Here is a 16454-nt window from a genome sequence, read left to right on the forward strand (position 1 = left end):
TTTATCATTGTGAAAGCAGTCAACCCGTGCACCAGTGAACATCCACTTACCGCACAGGCTAGATATGCTGTTTTCAGTGAAGTAATGCCCCTTCTTCGCCAGATATGGGAATCCCCATCCTTGCTCTAAGGTAACCTGCCGATCGTCCCAATACGCTTTTCCGCTGGTCATGACTTGGCACCAGAGTTTGATGGGGATCTGGATTGGTGCTGACCGGTAACCTGCTCCCAAGCCCTATCCATAAATTCCCGGCTGAAATCCATCTCAGGTGCCTGGACGAAGGCGATATAAGCCTCTTCATGACAGTTGGTGCAGTAGCCAGAACGGATGGCGCAGCCGCAATTTTCACAGTGTCTGCTCATAGAGCCCCCTGTTTCGGCGCAGCGGCTAACATGGCTGCCCAGCACAATTTCGCGCGGTGTGCTGCTTGCTCACATCCACTCATGGCTTCGTAATTTTCCCATTCTTCATCTGAACTAAAGCACTGGCTTGGTTCTGATTCGAATCCATTGATAACCATGTCTTCTGTCGGCTCAATCGGGACAAGCGCACAGCCTTCAGGAATTTCTGATGTACTTTTTCCCCGGCGTACCTGGGAGAAGTATCCGAGTCCGGAATCGGTAAAACTGATCCGAACCTTTTCAGGGTCACCCTTTTTGACTTCGCCGCCGGAAAAGCAGGCAACAAAGCCAGTCCCATATTTCTCTGCATCTTCCTGTGCATTAAGGACCGTTACTGCCAGTTCAACTGCCTGCAGGTAGTTTTCCTGCGAGATCGTTATGTCGCCGTCATCGGCTTTACCTTTCAGGAATTCGAGCAGTTCCTGTGCTTTTTCGAGGGTTAGCTTTTTCATGCTTTGCTCTCCGCTGCCAGGTGACACATGATTTCGGATTCAGTCGGTAGCGGAGCCGCAGCGCACTTCATGAAAATTGATTTTCGCGCCGGAGTGCCGCGCTTAAGCAGGTGGCGCACTGAGTCTTCTGCCATGCAAAGTGCTCGAGCAATCTCCTGATCGGTTTTTCCTGACAGATGCAGCTGGTAAATACCGGTGATCACTCTTTTGCCGTACGAGATGCGATTGCCAATTTTTACAACAACGCCGCTGGCCTTCGCTGCCGCGGTAACCGGGACCGGTTTGATCGGTGGAGTGGCGGGCGCCCGGCAACGTGCGCGAGCTGCAGCGCCCCAGCCGTCGATGATGGTTGCTGTGTAATCGCAGCCATCATCCTGCAATGGGCGCACTTCTTGGATTAGATGGTTGATATCAGACATGGCGAACCGCCTGCACGTTCTGGCGCTGCAGGGAGCGGATTGTAGTGCGTAATTTCTTCAGCCGTTTGGCAGTGGCTTCATGCTTGCGGATTTGCTTGGTCAGGTATTCCGGTGTCGGGATGTTCAGCGTCAGAAACTCATCAGCACCCCAGATCACCTTCGGTAACTCAATCTTTTCTTTCGCAGGCTGTTCAGGGACCGGCGCCGGTGCTGGGTTCACTTCAACTTTCTTAACGCTGGCCACTTTAGCAGGGCGCGGTTTTACCAGTTTTTTGGCTTTTATTGGTGCAATCGGCTCAGGAGAGTAATTGCGGCCTTTCTCGGTGATTGAGTAGAAACCATTCAGGCATTCCACATTTCCCGTTTTGACCTGGCTATTCAGCATCGCTACGGCGATACCTGGTTCCAGACCCAAAGAGTCCGCAACGATCAGGGCTGTTGCCTTTCCCACTTCTTGCAACTCATTCAGTATTTTTTCTACGGTGGTGCTCATTGGTCATTCCTCGCTGTTCAACATTTTTGACTTTGCTAACATCTGGCGACCGGCTGGCGTCTGCAGCAGCTGGCATTCCAGTTCTTCATCCAGCTCGTCAGACAAACCCGCGTCATCGTCTGGTTCAAACTCATTCGACATAGCGCTTTCCTGCTGCCATCTGCATTGCTGGCGTCGGGCCAGATGGGTTTTTGGAGGCAGCAATCTGTCGGCGGATGGGTGGCACTGAGAAGCCAGCGGCTAATTTCTTTTCCCAGCGCGCCAGCTTCGCTCCGGCCAACCTGTCCATTTCCGGCTGTGTCAGTCGGCGTTCTACGCCCTCGCGGCGCATTTCAACGCAGATGTGATACAGAATTGGGTGGCGCCACGGGAACTGCTCGGATGTGCCATAACGCCATGACTCTGATTTCCAACGCTTGTACTCAGCGATAACATCGCTGACCGTAAGTCCGACCAGGCCGCCGCCGACCTCTGCAACCAGCGCGATAAACTCAGCGAAATCTGGTGGCCAGGTACTGCCAGCCTCGCAACGCTCAATGCAGGCGTTGCAAACACGAGTGATCTGGTCACTCGTCATAGCCCCGATCTGTTTTTCCCAGAGGTCCGTGGGACGATTGCCATTCTTCGCTATCCATCGGGTGCTGTAGATTTTGATCATCAGATCCCACAGACGCCACGCCGGTGAATCCGCGCTCTTTGGCCCACTGTTCGCGACCAGCTCGTAATTGCCGCTCGGCAATGGATTCGCCGTTGTTGCCGATGGTGCTTGCGATGTTTTTTGCATGATTCATTCCCCCGGTGTTTACCTGCCAGTCGTTCTCAAAGGCACGTTCTTTGCCGTAAAACCGCTGTGCCTGCATCACGTATTCGGTACCGGCCTGCCCACGCATCTCGCAGTACAGCCGATATCTCCGCGTCCCTTCGAGCATTACCTCCTCGCTCACCCCTTCCAGCTTTCGGGCTTTCCAGCAGGAGTGCGCTTTGTTTTTCGGATTTGCACCTTCGCGCTTCGGGTACTCATGCCAGAGGGTCTCGAACTCCTCAGGGTAAGAACCCGCTGCGTTTTTCTTCGTCGTGGGCTGGGCCTTTCCAGCACCCGACAAAAGGGTTTTATCTTTTAGTTCTTTATCTGTATCTGTATCTTTATTCGTTGAACGGTCGCTGGAATTGCGTTGAACGGTCGTTGAACGGTCGTTAAATGCCATCTGATTTTTAAGGGCTTTTTCTTTAGCCCTTTTTGCAGCAGAAGCATTTCCCGCTGCAATTCTCTGAGACTGAGCACCTTTAACAACTTCCAAATCTCGCTCAATTCGCTCATGAACCCATTCAGAACCGGTGTCCAAAAAGAACTCGTTCAACGTGCGTTCAACGTCCGACCAACGCTCGTTGCTTAACTTTGCAATACCCGCCAGCCGAGATTTTGGTAATGGCCTCCCCGTTTGCCAGTAGTTGAACATGAGGAGCAGGTAAGCACCGTGCTCCTCGGTAGTAAGATGCGGCGTGTCAGCCAGGTAATCAGCGACATAAAGCTGCATGTAAGGGAGTGCAGCCATATCTACCAACCCAGCTGTTTAGCAACTATTCCAAAGGCTTTATTCAGGCGCTCAGACTGTATTTCTTCGCGTTCTTTTGCGATTTGACGCACCAGCACTCGCATAAATGGCTTAGTGACCGGCATCGCACCGTAATGAAACCGCTTATTCGCATACGATAATTTTTTCATCGGCGCGCCCTCCCCTGATTGCGTTTGATATCCGGCGCGCCTTTGATCCGCTTGGTGGACTTCAGGAACGTCTTTGCGTGCGCAATGCTGCTGACTACCGTCGCGTTCGCTGAATCGCAATAGTGATCAGCTCCGCGCATGGCCAGCGTCAGGGCAATGCCGCTCTCGACACCTTCACGCAAAAAATGCGCGTTAATCTGCTGCTGGATCTGTTCTCTTGAAAATTTGGCCATTGGTCATACCTCGTCTTTAATGCAATAAACCGCGTACGCTCTGCTGCAGCGACGCATACGCCCTCTCCCAGGCATCACAATCCGAATCAAAATCAGAAAGTGGAGCGCGCAGAAGGACTGAACTGATCAGCTTCTGGTTGGCTTTCATGGCCTGTGTCGCCAGATACTCGACTGAGTTACCGGCAATGAGGCTGGCGCGCAGTTCCGCAGGCAGCGCGGCAAGGATCGCCGGCAGTAACTGCTGAATGTTCTGAACTGCGCGCGGGCGGTCGCTATCAAGCCAGCGGAAGATTTGCTGCTTGTTGTTGTGCAGCGCGGCGTAATCAACAGTACCGTCGCCGTGCTCTACGATTTGCAGGATTGGTGAATGCAGGCTGAGATCGAAATACGCTTTCGTTACTTTTATCGCGACCTGGCTTTGAGAGACTTCACTCGCCCAGTTGCGAAGCGCGTCTCTGATGTGGTTGTGCTTGATTTCCATAAATCAGAACTCACTCATGGGATGTTGTAGATTTGATATACAGATCAGGGTTGTAGACGAGAACTCCACCAGATGCCTTTTCTAAACGAACGGCTCTTTTTTCCGGAACAAGCTCCCCCCAGGTGGAAACAGACGGCGGTTTTACGCCGGCGGCCAAGGCTAACTTGACCCTGTTTCCGAAGAATTTAATTGCGTCGTTCTTGTACATAGCTAACCTCTGCATTTAGGAATACCTAAACGATACGATTTAGCAAAACTTTAGTCAAATAGATTTAGTATTTCCTAATATGAATACTCCCGGACATCGACTTAAAGAGCGCCGCAAGGCACTGAAACTTACCCAGCGCGAACTGGGTAAAGCTGTTGGTGTTGCTCACGTGACGATTTCCCAGTGGGAACGTGATGACACCGCGCCATCTGGTAAGAATCTTTTTGCTCTGAGCGCCGCATTGAAATGCAGTCCTACCTGGATTTTGATGGGTGACGAGCAGTTTGAGCCTGAAGAAGCTGACACACTGCCCCGTCAGTTGGAGGAAAGAGAGGAGGAGTTGCTTGATTTATTCGCTGCTCTTCCTGAGAGCGAAAAAGAACCTTTCTTAAACGCATTGCGGCTGAAGATCGACGACTACAACAGGCTTTTGGAAGAATTACTGAAAAGCCGAATGGAAACTCGAAAAAAGAAGAGTTAAATACACTTTCATTCCACATCCTTCGACATAAAAATAACCACATCTAAATCATGTGGTTAACCTTTTTGCATCAAAATATTTAGTTATTCCTAAATATTACCCCTTGACTGATTTGTTAGGATTACCTAAATTACTCCCATCGACGGCACAGCAGCCTCGGGGTAACAGTTCTGACGGCGTGAAAGAACGCGAGGTATGACCAACGGCAGCATCCACTCGGTGGGAGTTTACGAAATGATTTTATTGTCCATATACGTCGTCGGGGTTGTTCTCGGCATTTTGGCTCTACTGGTTGACGAACGCGGGACTCCTGACTGCGAGAAAACACCCGCTTCAATGGCCGCACTTCTGATCATTGCATGGCCGGTTACTGTTTTTTGTTGCCTGTTCTCATTGTTGATGGGTTTCACCGAGCCGCGCCGATAAAAACAACGCACAACGCAAAGGGTAGTGATGGAGGCGCAGCTAAAGCCTGTGAAATTAATGCTCTTTTCGTTGTGGTGGTGAAGGGTTGAATGGGTTTGTCTCGTGCAAAGAACGGTCGTAAAAACGACGCCGGAGCGTAACCGGAAAAACCCACCACAACACTTTTTATTTAAAGATATAAAGCAGTTTAAAAACTCAGAATTTAAATCAATCAATTTTAATAATTGAGGTATGACCAATGATTATCGAAGCAAATATTACTGGAACTGAAATCGTTACCGGAATTACTGAGTTGTCCGAAAAAGAAAAAGTCATCGGGTATTTGATTGAACCGAATAAGCGTCAGGGGTCCACATCTATCGTCACACCTGAAGGCAAAACCCTCGGTGAATATTGCTGCACACATCACGCGGTAAAAGCGGCATTCATCCAGGCTCATGACTTGCCAGTAGATTCAGTTTCTGAACGCAGCACTAAGTTCTCAGTGGCTGATTTACTGCTGGCATCACTTCTGCAGAGTTTGTCACGTCACTGAATACCAGGCCGGTATATCCGGCCATATTGAGATGCATCTCACCTTCAGGTGGTTGGTTGGATGTAACTCAATATGCGGTGGCGGCGGCGAAAGCTGGCGAGGTGTGAAGCAGCGACCCGCGGCCCGGCGTTAAGGGCAACTTACAGATGTAAAAAAGCCCGCACAAGGCGGGCAGTTCTACCGGCTTTACACCCCGGAGGTGGCGGAGTCAGCGACCAAACCGACTCCAGCGAGGTATGACCAATGGCTTCCACCACTGGACGCTGTGATTATAGTGCGTATCGAGGGGACTATGCAAACCGAACTACCTGCAACGGTAAGCGCGAAGGTGTTCATCTTTGCGAAAAAGGACGTATGGGATGGAGAATATAAGCTCCATGTTATGAGCGGTGATATTTCAGGGCTTTTGGATGGATATATTCTATTAGGCTCTGAAGATATAACGGTCAACGTGCCAAAAGTGGACTTAGTTAATGGGGCATTATCTTTCTTAAATAAACAGAAAGAAAACCTGTTAGCGGATGCCGAGTTGGCGGCGAAAGATATCGATAAAGAAATTCATTCTTTAATTCATCAAGAGACGAAGTAAAACAAAGCGAGGAAATGACCAATGCCATTTTTCATAATTGCCTTTTATCCAAAAAAATCAGCAGCAGCAAACGGGGCTGTACCTCTGGCCACATGTATTGATTCTAAAAATGCCAAACTTGCAGAAATGAAAGCAACAATGGCATTGGAGGAATCTTTCCCTGATACAACGGATAACTTTTTCAAGCCAAAGATTTGCGAATTGACCGCAAATATTAACGGGCGTCCGCCGGTCGATGGATTCAGCGAACACTGGCTGACCTGTAACGTTTGGGATGAAGAAAACAAAACCTTCGAGCACATCCCTACAACAACCACCATCGATGATACCGCTGACGAACTCGATCCTCTCGCTGGCGCCAAGACAATTGCCGACCTGCCATTCTCTGCGCGTGTCGCTTATGTGTCCATGTACGGCGCTGAAAGTAACGAGCTCGATATGGAGCAGGTTTCTAACGCCATCGATATGGTTTCTGACGACGAAGCGCCGGAAGAAATGAAAGCATTCATCACCGGGCTTTCTGGTATTCCCGCACTGCAGCAGATGTTTCCCGATCGCCTTTCGGTACTGATCGAGACAATGCGCGCGCAAATGCCTCCATTCGACAGCGCGAAAGATGTTCGTAAGTTCGCTGAAAAATGGGTTGCTGAGCCGTCTAAGCGCGAAGAGAAGGCGCCAGGCACGGCGGAGCTGGCTCGCACTTACGAGACTCTTGATCTGGAAGTTGCCCTGCATGTGATGGGGATTAACCCTGATGAAGCGAAAGCATCTCACATCCGTGATGCGAAATACCTCAAGGACAATCACGATCCAGCCTGGCGTGGATGGGCAACTTCATTACGCGTCGTGCCGGGGATCCTCGACATTCCTCGCGGTGAGCTATGGGAGCTGATGGCTGATGGCCACAAAGACCTTAAACTGATTGAAGATACTGATGCCCGCCGTGATTACGTGAGCAGCAAGCTGCATGGCCACCCCCTGCTGCCCGACTATCAGCCGGAAGCCGCAAAGGTTCAAAATCTCGGCGGCGGTAAGTATTCCATTGAAGGTCTGGCCGGAACTGGCGCCTCAAATGAAGTCGACAAAACGGAAGTGGTCGAAGATCAGCTTACCGAACTGCAGGCTCATATTCGGGATCTGGTGATAGGGAAAACCAATGTCGTTTCTCCAGATGAAATGGCAAAACTGCTGACCGATAAGAGTTTGGGTGCAAAGCTGGTGGTGAAAAAGCTCGCTAAGGATTACGAGCTTTCTGGCAATGCATTCGGCCTCCTTAAACTAGATGAAATACATCACCTGACACTTGATGTCGTTGAATCGTGGATCCCTGACCAGACCGACCGCATCGCCTTTATTACTGATCGCGTAAAATTTTACATTGATGAACGCACTAATGAAGGCGCGGTTGAGAAGCCTGTGACTGATACAAAACCAGCCGAAACCGTAACAATCGCCCCGAAAACTGAAACAGTTCAGGCCAAAACGGCGCCCGAAACAGCAGAACCTGCATTGCCTGAAAATACCGTGGCCGCTCCTCAGGATGATTTCAGACAGCGCGCTGCCGCCCTTGAAAGCGGGCTTGCCGAAAAATCAGAAGAGGCGCTGGGAAATCTGCATATCTGGAAACAAGTTCAAAGTACAGACCCCCGCTACACAAAACCGTTGGAAGGTGCTGGCTTTGCCGGTACCAGCATTAACGCCGAATATATGTTCATGCGCGCAACCGAGATCTTCGGGCCGGTCGGTACCGGCTGGGGATACGAGATTGTTGAAGATCGCATGCTCAACGGCGCACCTCTTTCAGAGCAGATTTACGAGAACAATAAGTTCGTAAGGAGTGTTCTGTTGCGTGATGCCGACGGCACGCTGCTCTTTGAACAGAATCACGTACTGCGCATTAAGTTTTGGTATGCGATCGAGGGAGATGTTCGCGGTGAGCTGGAATCATATGGCTCGACGCCTTATCTGTATAAATCAAAACGCGGGATCACTACCGATGGAGAGACCCACAAAAAGAGCCTGACGGATGCCATTAAAAAAGCGCTATCTATGCTGGGTTTCTCAGCCGATGTCTGGCTGGGCTGGCACGACATGCCTGAATACCTGGCAGATAACGCGATCGAATACAGCATCAAAAATGCCAGCGATAAGGCCGAAGATACTGTTCGCCTTCGCAAAGAGCTGGATGAGAAATTTGCTGCCAATACGGAAACCATGAAAGGCGCTGTTACCGCAAACGAAGTAACCAAAATCGCTTCATCCCTTAACCGCACTATCGGCGTTCACCTCAAGAATGCGAAGGCAGTTAACGACACTGAGCATGCGCGCTATCTCGAAACCCGGCTGCGTCGCCTGGAAGAAATTAAAACCGAATGTCTCGCAAAATTTGAAGGAGAAAAAGCATGAGCAACAGAACCATAGATTTAGCGCTTGAAATGAAAAAGCTGCAGGAACTGGCGGAAGATGGCGAACTTACTCCGGACATGATCAAAGACACCCTTGAAGGGCTCGAAATGATGCTGGGGGATAAGCTGGACGCCACTATGCATGTTGCGCGGGACTTCATCGGCAATGCGGAAAAGTGTGATACGGAAGCCAAGCGCCTGGCTGAACGTAAGAAAATGTGGACTAACCAGGCTGAACTACTGAAAAAATACATCCTCGACTGCATGATCACTGCCGGGAGCGATAGTGTGAAAACCGCAGCCAATACCTTCAGCGCCCGCAAGGGATCTCAGCGGCTTATCGTTGACGACGAAGAGTTACTTCCTGACGATTATGTTGAGTCGTTCACGCAGATCATAAACAAAGTAAAAAGTGATGAACTGAAAAAAGCGCTGCAAGCCGGTACTGAGATCAAAGGCGCGCACCTTGAAGTCGGCCCGCGCTCGCTGGCAGTTCGATAACCAAAACTGATTTCCAATAATCAAAACTGATCCGGTCATCATGCCAATATGCTGACCGGTCAACCTAATGAGGTATGACCAATGGCTAAGTTGCTAACTTTAGAAGAATGGAGCGATAAAAATTACGAAAGCCATAAGCCATCGATCCAGACACTCTGGCGCTGGGCTCGTAACGGGTGCATCTATCCGGCACCGGAAAAGCACGGTCGCCAGTACCGCGTGCAACCAACCGCCATCTACATCAATCCAAAAGATGTGAGGCTCGGCAAAAAAATAAAAGATGCGCAAAGCAGCTTACCGGCGCGCAGCGCGTTCATGGAGAAAGTTATAAATGACGCGGCGAAGCACAAAGTATGACGCTAATCTCCCTAGGAACCTGACCTATCGCCGCCGTTACAAGTCCTATTACTGGCGCAACCCACTCACCAAGAAAGAATTCTCGCTCGGCCAGATCTCGCGCAGGGATGCGATCTCTCAGGCCATAGAGGCAAACAACTTTATTGAACAGAGCTTCTCCCCCATAGCACTGTTGGAGCGACTGAAGGGCACTAACGAGTACACGCTAAAATCCTGGCTGGAGCGTTATGACATCTTGTTTAAGCGAAGGAAATTAGCAGACAACACCTACAAAGTGCGGAAAGGACAAATTGCCGTTATTGAAGAGAAAATGGGGGAAATGGTGTTGGGGAAGATCACGACGCGGCATATCGCTGACTTTCTCGAAATCTGGGTCGCCCAGGATAAAAAAACCATGGCGGCCACAATGCGTTCGGTGTTGTCAGATATTTTCCGGGAGGCGATAGTCGAGGGGCATATTGAACAGAACCCAGTTGCGTCAACGCGGGCCGCGAAGCCGGTGGTGAAGCGTGAGCGATTGGAACTGGAGCAATACCTCGCAATAAGACAGAGCGCCGACTTACTGCCCGCATGGTTTGGCCTTTCTATGGACCTGGCGCTTATCACTGGCCAGCGGCGAGAGGATATTGCGCTTATGCGCTTTGACCAAGTTGTTGATGGGCGACTACTGATAGATCAGGGAAAAACAGGGGCGATGATATCCCTCCCTTTGGATCTTGAATTGCGGAGCGTTGGTTTACGATTGGGCACGGTGATCGACCGTTGCAGGCTAGCAAGTAGCACTGATTTCATCGTCAGCGCAGGAAAGCGGAAAAACAGCCCTGATGGATCGCTACACCCTGATGGACTAACTAAGAAATTTGTCGCAGCGCGGAACACTGCAGGAATTGAGTTTCAGGATAATCCGCCGACATTTCATGAAATCAGAAGCTTGGCAGGGCGATTATATGAAAAGGAAAAAGGTAAGGAGTTTGCAAGGAAAATACTGGGGCATAAATCTGAGAAAATGACTGATAAATATCTGGACACAAGAGGAAAGGAGTACTCACTATTGTGAATTACTCCAATTCAAATAATCAAGATTGACTATAATGAATAACTAACCATTTAACTAAGTAACCATGTAACAATACGAGGTAAAAACCACATAGAACTCGCAAGCAATAAATAAATGATCACCATCGCGCCTAAGGAGAAGAACAGTGTCTTCCTTCTTTTTCTTATAGGGAGGAGGAAACTTTCCTGATTTTCTTCACGTGAAGTATAACGTTGTAGAACTTTCAACCACTTTTCACTTTCACTCAAAGTTAAACATGCGTCTCTAGAATGAATAACTACCTGTAGAGCGCAAGACAAAATCAAATACCCTGCAAGAAATTTAACAAGCAAAGACAACTCATGGCTTGCTAACAGCTGGTCAATATTTTTGTTGTCAAACTTTCCTAAAAAAGAATAACCAACAAAAGCTAAAATACCCAGAACATCCCTCGTAATATTCGAGACTAGATCGCGCACCTTAGATGCATACATATCGGCCTGAGAACGCATATCTTTAAGTAACTCGCGAATTTCTTTATGGTAAGCATCTTTACGGTCTAATATGACGAAGGCATAACTGTCCTGCGATTGTTGCAAGGCTGTACTGATATTTTCAGCAAGTTCTGAGTAAAAATCATTCGTAGTAATAATATCTAATGACAGACGGTCCATCACTAGTTGCAATCTTGTTTCTGCTCGCTCTCTATATACCCAGCTTACAGTTTTAATTAATTCTTCATTTAACTTAATAATATCTACAAATGCATTTTCAGATAGATTTACTGTTAGTTTTTTCGTGCCTTTAAAACATGCATAGTAATTGCCATTCTCTTTTTTTAACTCATAACAAATACTTGCCACAAGGTTTCTAATTGAAATCAGAGAAAAGGCTAATGCTATTTCTGAACTAAAATCCCCCCAAGTCAAAATGAAATTTTTTGGTTTAATTTGAAGGTATTCTTCTGAATTAATATGTACTAGGTCTGATACTTCTCTTGCATCAGGTAATGTTGCAACAGTTCTATCCAAACCTCGAACATAAACACCATCGGCGGGGATAATTGATATGAAGTCACCCCCTGAAGCCTGGCTCAGTTTATGCACCCATATACTGGTACTTTTTTTGAAATCTGGCTCATGCTGGCTAGTCACCTCAGAGAAAGGATCAATATTCTTTACCCAATCTAAAGCTCGTGCTTCAGATAAAAAAAACACATTTATATCGGAAATCACATCATCCGAACGCTGTGCTAAGAGTTCTGCTATTTGCTTTTTACTTAATACTATGCACCAATCGCTTTTTTCAGCATGTAAAAAATCGACCATCTCGTCAAAATCGACTATATTTCCGCCGACTTTTAATGTAGGGCAAGGCAAACCAAGAATATTAGTTAATTGTTCAATTTCAGAGCACAAAGCAACCAGTTCCTGGTCGATACAACTCCCAGTTACAGTTAACCGATAGCTCTCCTCAAGAACCTCTGAAGAAATTTCACACAATCTGTCTAATTTGGTTAGCAATACCCCGATCGTCATCCTACTTTACCTTGACTTCAAACTTGTTAGTTTCAATTGTAATCTGTTCTTTGCCATTTGGTAACGTTTTTCGAGTCAAACCAGCTGCTGCTGCGTCACCAGCAAAGGTAATGACAACACCTTCGGCTGTTTCGTAAATAACTGTTTTATCCCTACGGCTTATGGACGCGGGTGTAGGCTTAAATTGTTGGCCTGCCACTCCAATACCCACTAATTTCTCGTGCAATTCATCTATCAGGACTTGACGCGCGCCCTTGTCGTCATGTCTGACAACAGACTCCAAATATCTTTCAGTGTCAAAGGTTTCACATGAATCAAAATAACTTATCGATCTACCAATTATCGTATTGGCATCTTCACCCTCAGGCAGACTTTCCCTAGGTATTAATCTTGCCCAGGAACGCAGTGCTTTATGAGTCTCAATTGTTAAAGTGGAAGGCGTTTGCCTCAATTTAACACTGAGAAACTTTTTAAAATAATCTGTAAGATTCGAGTCTACACGGTCATATGCAAGCACGTCCCATGCAAAAGTACCGGAAAGATCAATAAGCGCGCTTTTTTGTACTGCTTGCTTACTTTCGCTTAGAGCATTAGGGACTTCATTAATAACAGCTATTTTTTTACCATTTTTTTCTTCGTAACTGTAGGTTAATGTAGCCGTCTTGTCTAATTTAACCAGAAATAACAATGATTTGTATTCATTTGGACTGCTGAGATATTTCACGACGGAAACTACAAATAAACCATCAGCAGCTGAACCTGCATGAAGTTTAGCAAAGCTGCGTGTAACATCTTTGGAGGTTTCCGCAAAGTCTTTCTGCCCTGTTACCAGCTTTTGGCATTTTTCAGACAAGCTATCCACATCCTCTTCGAAAACGTACTGAGTGCCTTTTGCGCATTCCTTCAGTCTATTAAGAAAAAATGCTTGTTGAGCCTCTGCCAGTGAGACTGAATCCAAAAAGATTGTCTTATCACCATCAGCATCTGCATTGATGATATGAAAAATAAAGTTACTTATTTCTAATGATTCAATCTGTCCTTTGCTCAAAACGGACTCAATAGATTTGGCCATGTAAATAATCCTTATTGATTAAAAAATTAATCTAACAATTTTCTATTGTTTTTTGTATGTCATAAGTCACTTTTTTGCTGAAAATCAATTGAATAGATACTTAAAATGGATCCTCGAGTCAAAACAGTATGAGGGAGGAAGTTTAGGTAGGAGGTGTACATTTTGCTGCAAGTAACGAAAAGACCGAGTACAGAATTTCGTGTAACGTTCGTGTATTTTCGTTTTTACAAAAAATAAACCTTACAGATCAATAGCATAAAAAAAGACCGAATACGATTCCTATATTCGGTCTAGGGAAATGGCTCTTGGGAGAGAGCCGTGCGCTAAAAGTTGGCATTAATGCAGGCTGTTAAGCCGTACAATGTAAAGGATAGCCGACAGCTGACTATTTTCCACTCAACTCGCAACATAGTGATAATAACAATGCTGTATTATTTTCATTATGTGACAACATTCGCAAAGCATGAGTTTAACAACAGTCACTTATTAGCCGCACAGCAACTCAGCAGAGTGATTCCGCTTTGCTGATAAATGGCGCGAGGCTCATTTTTTGTCCCGGATTCTGCGGGTCATCAAGCCAGATTTTTTCAAGCGGAACCGCCTGGACCTGACGATTTTTCACCTGCTCTTTCGCCACATCGTTCAAAGGATATTGCGCCAGTGTGCTGTCGTTAATCACATATAACGCATGGCCGGGACGGCATTGCAGCATCACCTCTTCCCGGGTGAAAGCCCATGCCTTGCCGTATTGTAAACGGCTGACGGTTTCCAGTTGTGGCGCGGCCAGACTGCTGGCGGACAAGGTCAGCAATACGCAGGCAAGCAGTGATTTCCTCATGATATTTCCTCGGTAATAATTTTATTCTTAATACGTTATTAATAACTGTTTCAGCGCGGTGCCAGCGTAGCAAAAAGGCTCACCAGCAGCAGAACGATCAACGCCAGAGCCCATTCTATCCGGGTCATCAGCACAAAACGTCGTTCGGCCTGCTCGGGTTCTTTGCTCATCAGTGGTACCAGATGATAACGGTTATATACGGCGACGGCGGCCATTATGCCAACCAGCACGATTTTGATCTCGAGCAGACACTGGTAAAGCGAGGTCATATCCGTCGGCCAACGTTGCAGGATAATGGCAGTGTTGGCGATGCCGGTCAGTATCACCAGCGCGACTGCCGCGTGGCCCCAGGTCGAAAAGCGGATAAGCGTGGCAATAGCGTAAGGCCGGACTTCAGGTTTTCGGGCGTAGAACATGCATGTCAGCAGCGGGAGCAAACAACCAAACCAGTAGGCGGCGCTAAGCAGATGAACCATATGATTGAGGCGCTGCACCAGCCCTAATAACCCCTGATGCATGGCGGCATGGCCTATCAGCGCCTGGCTGAGCAGCAGGCCTAGCGAGCACAGAAATACCAGCAGGTTGCGAACCGGAAGCCAGTCCATCAGTAACACCAGCAGCAGCGCGGCAGTCAGCAACAAGTGCCAGCGCCATACTTCGCCAAAAGTGGTGGTCAGCACCAGCAACCAGACATTCAGGTTCAGGCCGTCACTCCAGCCATTGCCCATCAGCGCAGCCTGAATCGCCAGCATTCCGACAGACGTGATCGCGGCGACCACGCCGGACCACATCATCAGGGTCTGATTTCTCTGCAGTAACATCCCCGAAAAACCGGCAGGCGCCAGCAGGGAGCAGAACACACTCAACCCGAAAATTTGCATCAGCGACGCAAAGTGGGCAAACCGGCACAGGACGAACAGTGCAGTCAGGCTCATAACTTATTTAACGGTAAAACTGTAGTTACCGTGGGTTTTATGACCGTCAACTGATACCACATTCCACGACACCGTATATTTGCCGGATGTCAAAGCCTCTGGCAGAGGAACGACCGCCTGAGTATTGTCATTGGCAGCCAGTGTCATCGCCCCGGTTTTAACGGCTTTTTTGGCGGCGTCTGCCAGGGTAATTTTGCTGAAGTTCGGTTCGATACCTTCACTGAACCCAAGAGAGAGTTCGGTCGGGCTGGCAGTCAGAACGGCGTTCGCAGCGGGAGTTTGGGTTTTAAGATGTGCATGCGCGAGGGCTTGCTGTGAGATAAATCCGCTCAGCAATACGGCTGAGACTGCCATGGCACGGCAAAGAGAGGAGGTTTTTTTCAACACGATAGTTCCTTGGCTTGCGTAATGATGAATTTATAACGCCGCCACTTTATCGCAATCCCATGTAAAACGTTTGTCATAAATGCATAAAAAAACGCAGAAGCCGGAGCATTCTGCGTTTTATGACCATCACAAACCGGGTTTATACGGCCGGGGCTTGTGCCGCCATGGTTTTAAGATCTTTATCGACAAAGAACAAGCCGTTGCCGGTGTTGCTGACCAGAGCCAGTTTATCGAGAACTGATTTGAACAAGGTTTCTTCTTCATGCTGCTCTGCCACATACCATTGCAGGAAGTGGAAGGAAGAATAGTCTTTCAGCGTCATCGCCAGATCGGCCAGTTCGTTAATTTTTTGTGTGATCAACTGCTCATGCTCATAGGTCTGCATGAACAGATCAGACAGGGATTCGAAGCTGACTGGCGGTGCGGCGATAGCGCCCAGCAGCGGCAATGCACCTGTATCACTGACATATTTGAACAGGCGGTGCATGTGATCCATTTCTTCCATCGAGTGCTTTTTCAGAAACGCTGCCGCGCCTTCGTAGCCTTTGTCACTGCACCATGCACTCATCTGCAAATATAAATTGGCTGAATAAAATTCAAGGTTCAGTTGTTCATTAAGCTGATCGATCATTTCTTTTTTAAGCATGATGCGGCTCCATAAAATAATTAAGGCAGGCGGATGTGTTTATTTACCCGCATTATGCCCGTATCAATACAAAATAAGAACAGCCAATTCACAATATTATCCATACAGGCAACATTTAAAATTAACTCATTGATATATATTGCTTTATTTTTATCGCAAATATCCAATAATGATAACCATTAACATCTAAATGTATATTAAAAAGAATCATTCCTATTCGCAGAATTAATTAAAAGCATGCTGATGAATATAATTATCACTTCCATAACCTGAATAGTTCTTATTTACTTAAATTGCA

The 16454-nt window shown here is 47.6% G+C and carries 24 protein-coding genes; 8 read left to right on the forward strand and 16 right to left on the reverse strand.

From position 1 onward, the window contains the following. Window positions 1-358 precede the first annotated feature (358 nt). Genes J1779_RS21710 through J1779_RS21755 form a run of 10 tightly spaced genes read right to left on the reverse strand, consistent with a single transcriptional unit; the run spans window position 359 to window position 4410 of the window. Window positions 359-853 carry a hypothetical protein gene (locus J1779_RS21710; protein ID WP_217204773.1) on the reverse strand — a complete coding sequence of 165 codons (495 nt, stop codon included), beginning with the start codon at window positions 851-853 and terminating at the stop codon, window positions 359-361. Next, entirely contained in the window at window positions 850-1272 is a 423-nt protein-coding gene (locus tag J1779_RS21715; RefSeq protein ID WP_217204774.1) for a M23 family metallopeptidase, read from the reverse strand. The genes J1779_RS21710 and J1779_RS21715 overlap by 4 nt, the downstream gene beginning before the upstream one ends. After that, window positions 1265-1765 carry a hypothetical protein gene (locus tag J1779_RS21720; RefSeq protein ID WP_217204775.1) on the reverse strand — a complete coding sequence of 167 codons (501 nt, stop codon included), beginning with the start codon at window positions 1763-1765 and terminating at the stop codon, window positions 1265-1267. The genes J1779_RS21715 and J1779_RS21720 overlap by 8 nt, the downstream gene beginning before the upstream one ends. Before the next feature lie 3 nt (window positions 1766-1768). Beyond that, a complete protein-coding gene (locus J1779_RS21725; RefSeq protein ID WP_217204776.1) occupies window positions 1769-1906 on the reverse strand; it encodes a hypothetical protein in 138 nt (45 codons plus the stop codon). Then, window positions 1896-2342: a replication protein P gene (locus J1779_RS21730; RefSeq protein ID WP_217204777.1), complete on the reverse strand. Its 447-nt coding sequence runs from the start codon at window positions 2340-2342 to the stop codon at window positions 1896-1898. The genes J1779_RS21725 and J1779_RS21730 overlap by 11 nt, the downstream gene beginning before the upstream one ends. Then, window positions 2332-3318 carry a YdaU family protein gene (locus J1779_RS21735; protein WP_217204778.1) on the reverse strand — a complete coding sequence of 329 codons (987 nt, stop codon included), beginning with the start codon at window positions 3316-3318 and terminating at the stop codon, window positions 2332-2334. The genes J1779_RS21730 and J1779_RS21735 overlap by 11 nt, the downstream gene beginning before the upstream one ends. A gap of 2 nt (window positions 3319-3320) precedes the next feature. Next, entirely contained in the window at window positions 3321-3488 is a 168-nt protein-coding gene (locus J1779_RS21740) for a hypothetical protein (protein WP_217204779.1), read from the reverse strand. Then, complete coding sequence (locus tag J1779_RS21745) at window positions 3485-3721, reverse strand: hypothetical protein (protein ID WP_056778987.1); 237 nt, start codon at window positions 3719-3721, stop codon at window positions 3485-3487. The genes J1779_RS21740 and J1779_RS21745 overlap by 4 nt, the downstream gene beginning before the upstream one ends. A gap of 16 nt (window positions 3722-3737) precedes the next feature. Then, window positions 3738-4202, reverse strand: a complete 465-nt coding sequence (locus J1779_RS21750) for a toxin YdaT family protein (RefSeq protein ID WP_217204780.1) — start codon at window positions 4200-4202, stop codon at window positions 3738-3740. Between the two features lie 10 nt (window positions 4203-4212). Next, on the reverse strand, window positions 4213-4410 hold the full coding sequence (locus tag J1779_RS21755) for a Cro/CI family transcriptional regulator (RefSeq protein WP_217204781.1): 198 nt from the start codon (window positions 4408-4410) through the stop codon (window positions 4213-4215). Window positions 4411-4489: 79 nt separating this feature from the next. Here J1779_RS21755 and J1779_RS21760 point away from each other — a divergent pair, with 79 nt between their 5' ends. The 8 genes from J1779_RS21760 (at window position 4490) to J1779_RS21795 (ending at window position 10761) form a co-directional block, all read left to right on the forward strand. After that, entirely contained in the window at window positions 4490-4891 is a 402-nt protein-coding gene (locus J1779_RS21760; RefSeq protein ID WP_217204782.1) for a helix-turn-helix domain-containing protein, read from the forward strand. A 195-nt stretch (window positions 4892-5086) separates the two neighbouring features. Then, on the forward strand, window positions 5087-5317 hold the full coding sequence (locus J1779_RS21765) for a hypothetical protein (RefSeq protein ID WP_217204783.1): 231 nt from the start codon (window positions 5087-5089) through the stop codon (window positions 5315-5317). A 238-nt stretch (window positions 5318-5555) separates the two neighbouring features. Beyond that, entirely contained in the window at window positions 5556-5852 is a 297-nt protein-coding gene (locus J1779_RS21770) for a hypothetical protein (protein WP_217204784.1), read from the forward strand. 292 nt (window positions 5853-6144) lie between these two features. Next, on the forward strand, window positions 6145-6441 hold the full coding sequence (locus J1779_RS21775; RefSeq protein WP_217204785.1) for a hypothetical protein: 297 nt from the start codon (window positions 6145-6147) through the stop codon (window positions 6439-6441). Between the two features lie 21 nt (window positions 6442-6462). Further along, entirely contained in the window at window positions 6463-8847 is a 2385-nt protein-coding gene (locus J1779_RS21780; RefSeq protein ID WP_217204786.1) for a hypothetical protein, read from the forward strand. Next, entirely contained in the window at window positions 8844-9347 is a 504-nt protein-coding gene (locus tag J1779_RS21785) for a siphovirus Gp157 family protein (RefSeq protein WP_217204787.1), read from the forward strand. The genes J1779_RS21780 and J1779_RS21785 overlap by 4 nt, the downstream gene beginning before the upstream one ends. An 81-nt stretch (window positions 9348-9428) precedes the next feature. After that, complete coding sequence (locus J1779_RS21790; protein WP_217204788.1) at window positions 9429-9704, forward strand: excisionase; 276 nt, start codon at window positions 9429-9431, stop codon at window positions 9702-9704. After that, the gene (locus J1779_RS21795; protein WP_217204789.1) at window positions 9679-10761 is read left to right on the forward strand and encodes a tyrosine-type recombinase/integrase; all 1083 of its coding nucleotides are present in this window, start codon (window positions 9679-9681) and stop codon (window positions 10759-10761) included. Before J1779_RS21790 ends, J1779_RS21795 begins: the two co-directional genes overlap by 26 nt. Before the next feature lie 50 nt (window positions 10762-10811). Here the strand turns inward: J1779_RS21795 and J1779_RS21800 are convergent, their stop codons facing one another. The 6 genes from J1779_RS21800 to ftnA form a co-directional block, all read right to left on the reverse strand. After that, on the reverse strand, window positions 10812-12278 hold the full coding sequence (locus tag J1779_RS21800; RefSeq protein ID WP_217204790.1) for a hypothetical protein: 1467 nt from the start codon (window positions 12276-12278) through the stop codon (window positions 10812-10814). A 1-nt stretch (window position 12279) separates the two neighbouring features. Then, on the reverse strand, window positions 12280-13350 hold the full coding sequence (locus J1779_RS21805; protein ID WP_217204791.1) for a hypothetical protein: 1071 nt from the start codon (window positions 13348-13350) through the stop codon (window positions 12280-12282). A 502-nt stretch (window positions 13351-13852) separates the two neighbouring features. Beyond that, a complete protein-coding gene (locus J1779_RS21810; protein ID WP_321186536.1) occupies window positions 13853-14191 on the reverse strand; it encodes a YebY family protein in 339 nt (112 codons plus the stop codon). Window positions 14192-14238: 47 nt separating this feature from the next. After that, the gene (copD, locus tag J1779_RS21815) at window positions 14239-15123 is read right to left on the reverse strand and encodes a copper homeostasis membrane protein CopD (RefSeq protein ID WP_122095650.1); all 885 of its coding nucleotides are present in this window, start codon (window positions 15121-15123) and stop codon (window positions 14239-14241) included. A 3-nt stretch (window positions 15124-15126) separates the two neighbouring features. Continuing rightward, complete coding sequence (gene copC, locus J1779_RS21820) at window positions 15127-15513, reverse strand: copper homeostasis periplasmic binding protein CopC (RefSeq protein WP_217204891.1); 387 nt, start codon at window positions 15511-15513, stop codon at window positions 15127-15129. Between the two features lie 136 nt (window positions 15514-15649). Further along, a complete protein-coding gene (ftnA, locus tag J1779_RS21825; RefSeq protein WP_056778943.1) occupies window positions 15650-16156 on the reverse strand; it encodes a non-heme ferritin in 507 nt (168 codons plus the stop codon). Window positions 16157-16454 lie beyond the last annotated feature (298 nt).

This window comes from Rahnella rivi, assembly GCF_019049655.1.
GTDB lineage: Bacteria > Pseudomonadota > Gammaproteobacteria > Enterobacterales > Enterobacteriaceae > Rahnella > Rahnella rivi.

Bases quoted from the DNA above. Each gene is read 5' to 3' on its own strand.
- J1779_RS21755 (WP_217204781.1), bottom strand. From the start codon at position 4,410: ATGTACAAGAACGACGCAATTAAATTCTTCGGAAACAGGGTCAAGTTA.
- J1779_RS21735 (WP_217204778.1), bottom strand. From the start codon at position 3,318: ATGGCTGCACTCCCTTACATGCAGCTTTATGTCGCTGATTACCTGGCT.
- J1779_RS21785 (WP_217204787.1), top strand. From the start codon at position 8,844: ATGAGCAACAGAACCATAGATTTAGCGCTTGAAATGAAAAAGCTGCAG.
- ftnA (WP_056778943.1), bottom strand. From the start codon at position 16,156: ATGCTTAAAAAAGAAATGATCGATCAGCTTAATGAACAACTGAACCTT.
- J1779_RS21715 (WP_217204774.1), bottom strand. From the start codon at position 1,272: ATGTCTGATATCAACCATCTAATCCAAGAAGTGCGCCCATTGCAGGAT.
- J1779_RS21795 (WP_217204789.1), top strand. From the start codon at position 9,679: ATGACGCGGCGAAGCACAAAGTATGACGCTAATCTCCCTAGGAACCTG.
- J1779_RS21780 (WP_217204786.1), top strand. From the start codon at position 6,463: ATGCCATTTTTCATAATTGCCTTTTATCCAAAAAAATCAGCAGCAGCA.
- J1779_RS21710 (WP_217204773.1), bottom strand. From the start codon at position 853: ATGAAAAAGCTAACCCTCGAAAAAGCACAGGAACTGCTCGAATTCCTG.
- J1779_RS21765 (WP_217204783.1), top strand. From the start codon at position 5,087: ATGACCAACGGCAGCATCCACTCGGTGGGAGTTTACGAAATGATTTTA.
- copD (WP_122095650.1), bottom strand. From the start codon at position 15,123: ATGAGCCTGACTGCACTGTTCGTCCTGTGCCGGTTTGCCCACTTTGCG.
- J1779_RS21730 (WP_217204777.1), bottom strand. From the start codon at position 2,342: ATGACGAGTGACCAGATCACTCGTGTTTGCAACGCCTGCATTGAGCGT.
- J1779_RS21760 (WP_217204782.1), top strand. From the start codon at position 4,490: ATGAATACTCCCGGACATCGACTTAAAGAGCGCCGCAAGGCACTGAAA.
- J1779_RS21740 (WP_217204779.1), bottom strand. From the start codon at position 3,488: ATGAAAAAATTATCGTATGCGAATAAGCGGTTTCATTACGGTGCGATG.
- J1779_RS21800 (WP_217204790.1), bottom strand. From the start codon at position 12,278: ATGACGATCGGGGTATTGCTAACCAAATTAGACAGATTGTGTGAAATT.
- J1779_RS21790 (WP_217204788.1), top strand. From the start codon at position 9,429: ATGGCTAAGTTGCTAACTTTAGAAGAATGGAGCGATAAAAATTACGAA.
- J1779_RS21725 (WP_217204776.1), bottom strand. From the start codon at position 1,906: ATGTCGAATGAGTTTGAACCAGACGATGACGCGGGTTTGTCTGACGAG.
- J1779_RS21805 (WP_217204791.1), bottom strand. From the start codon at position 13,350: ATGGCCAAATCTATTGAGTCCGTTTTGAGCAAAGGACAGATTGAATCA.
- J1779_RS21750 (WP_217204780.1), bottom strand. From the start codon at position 4,202: ATGGAAATCAAGCACAACCACATCAGAGACGCGCTTCGCAACTGGGCG.
- J1779_RS21745 (WP_056778987.1), bottom strand. From the start codon at position 3,721: ATGGCCAAATTTTCAAGAGAACAGATCCAGCAGCAGATTAACGCGCAT.
- J1779_RS21770 (WP_217204784.1), top strand. From the start codon at position 5,556: ATGATTATCGAAGCAAATATTACTGGAACTGAAATCGTTACCGGAATT.
- J1779_RS21775 (WP_217204785.1), top strand. From the start codon at position 6,145: ATGCAAACCGAACTACCTGCAACGGTAAGCGCGAAGGTGTTCATCTTT.
- J1779_RS21720 (WP_217204775.1), bottom strand. From the start codon at position 1,765: ATGAGCACCACCGTAGAAAAAATACTGAATGAGTTGCAAGAAGTGGGA.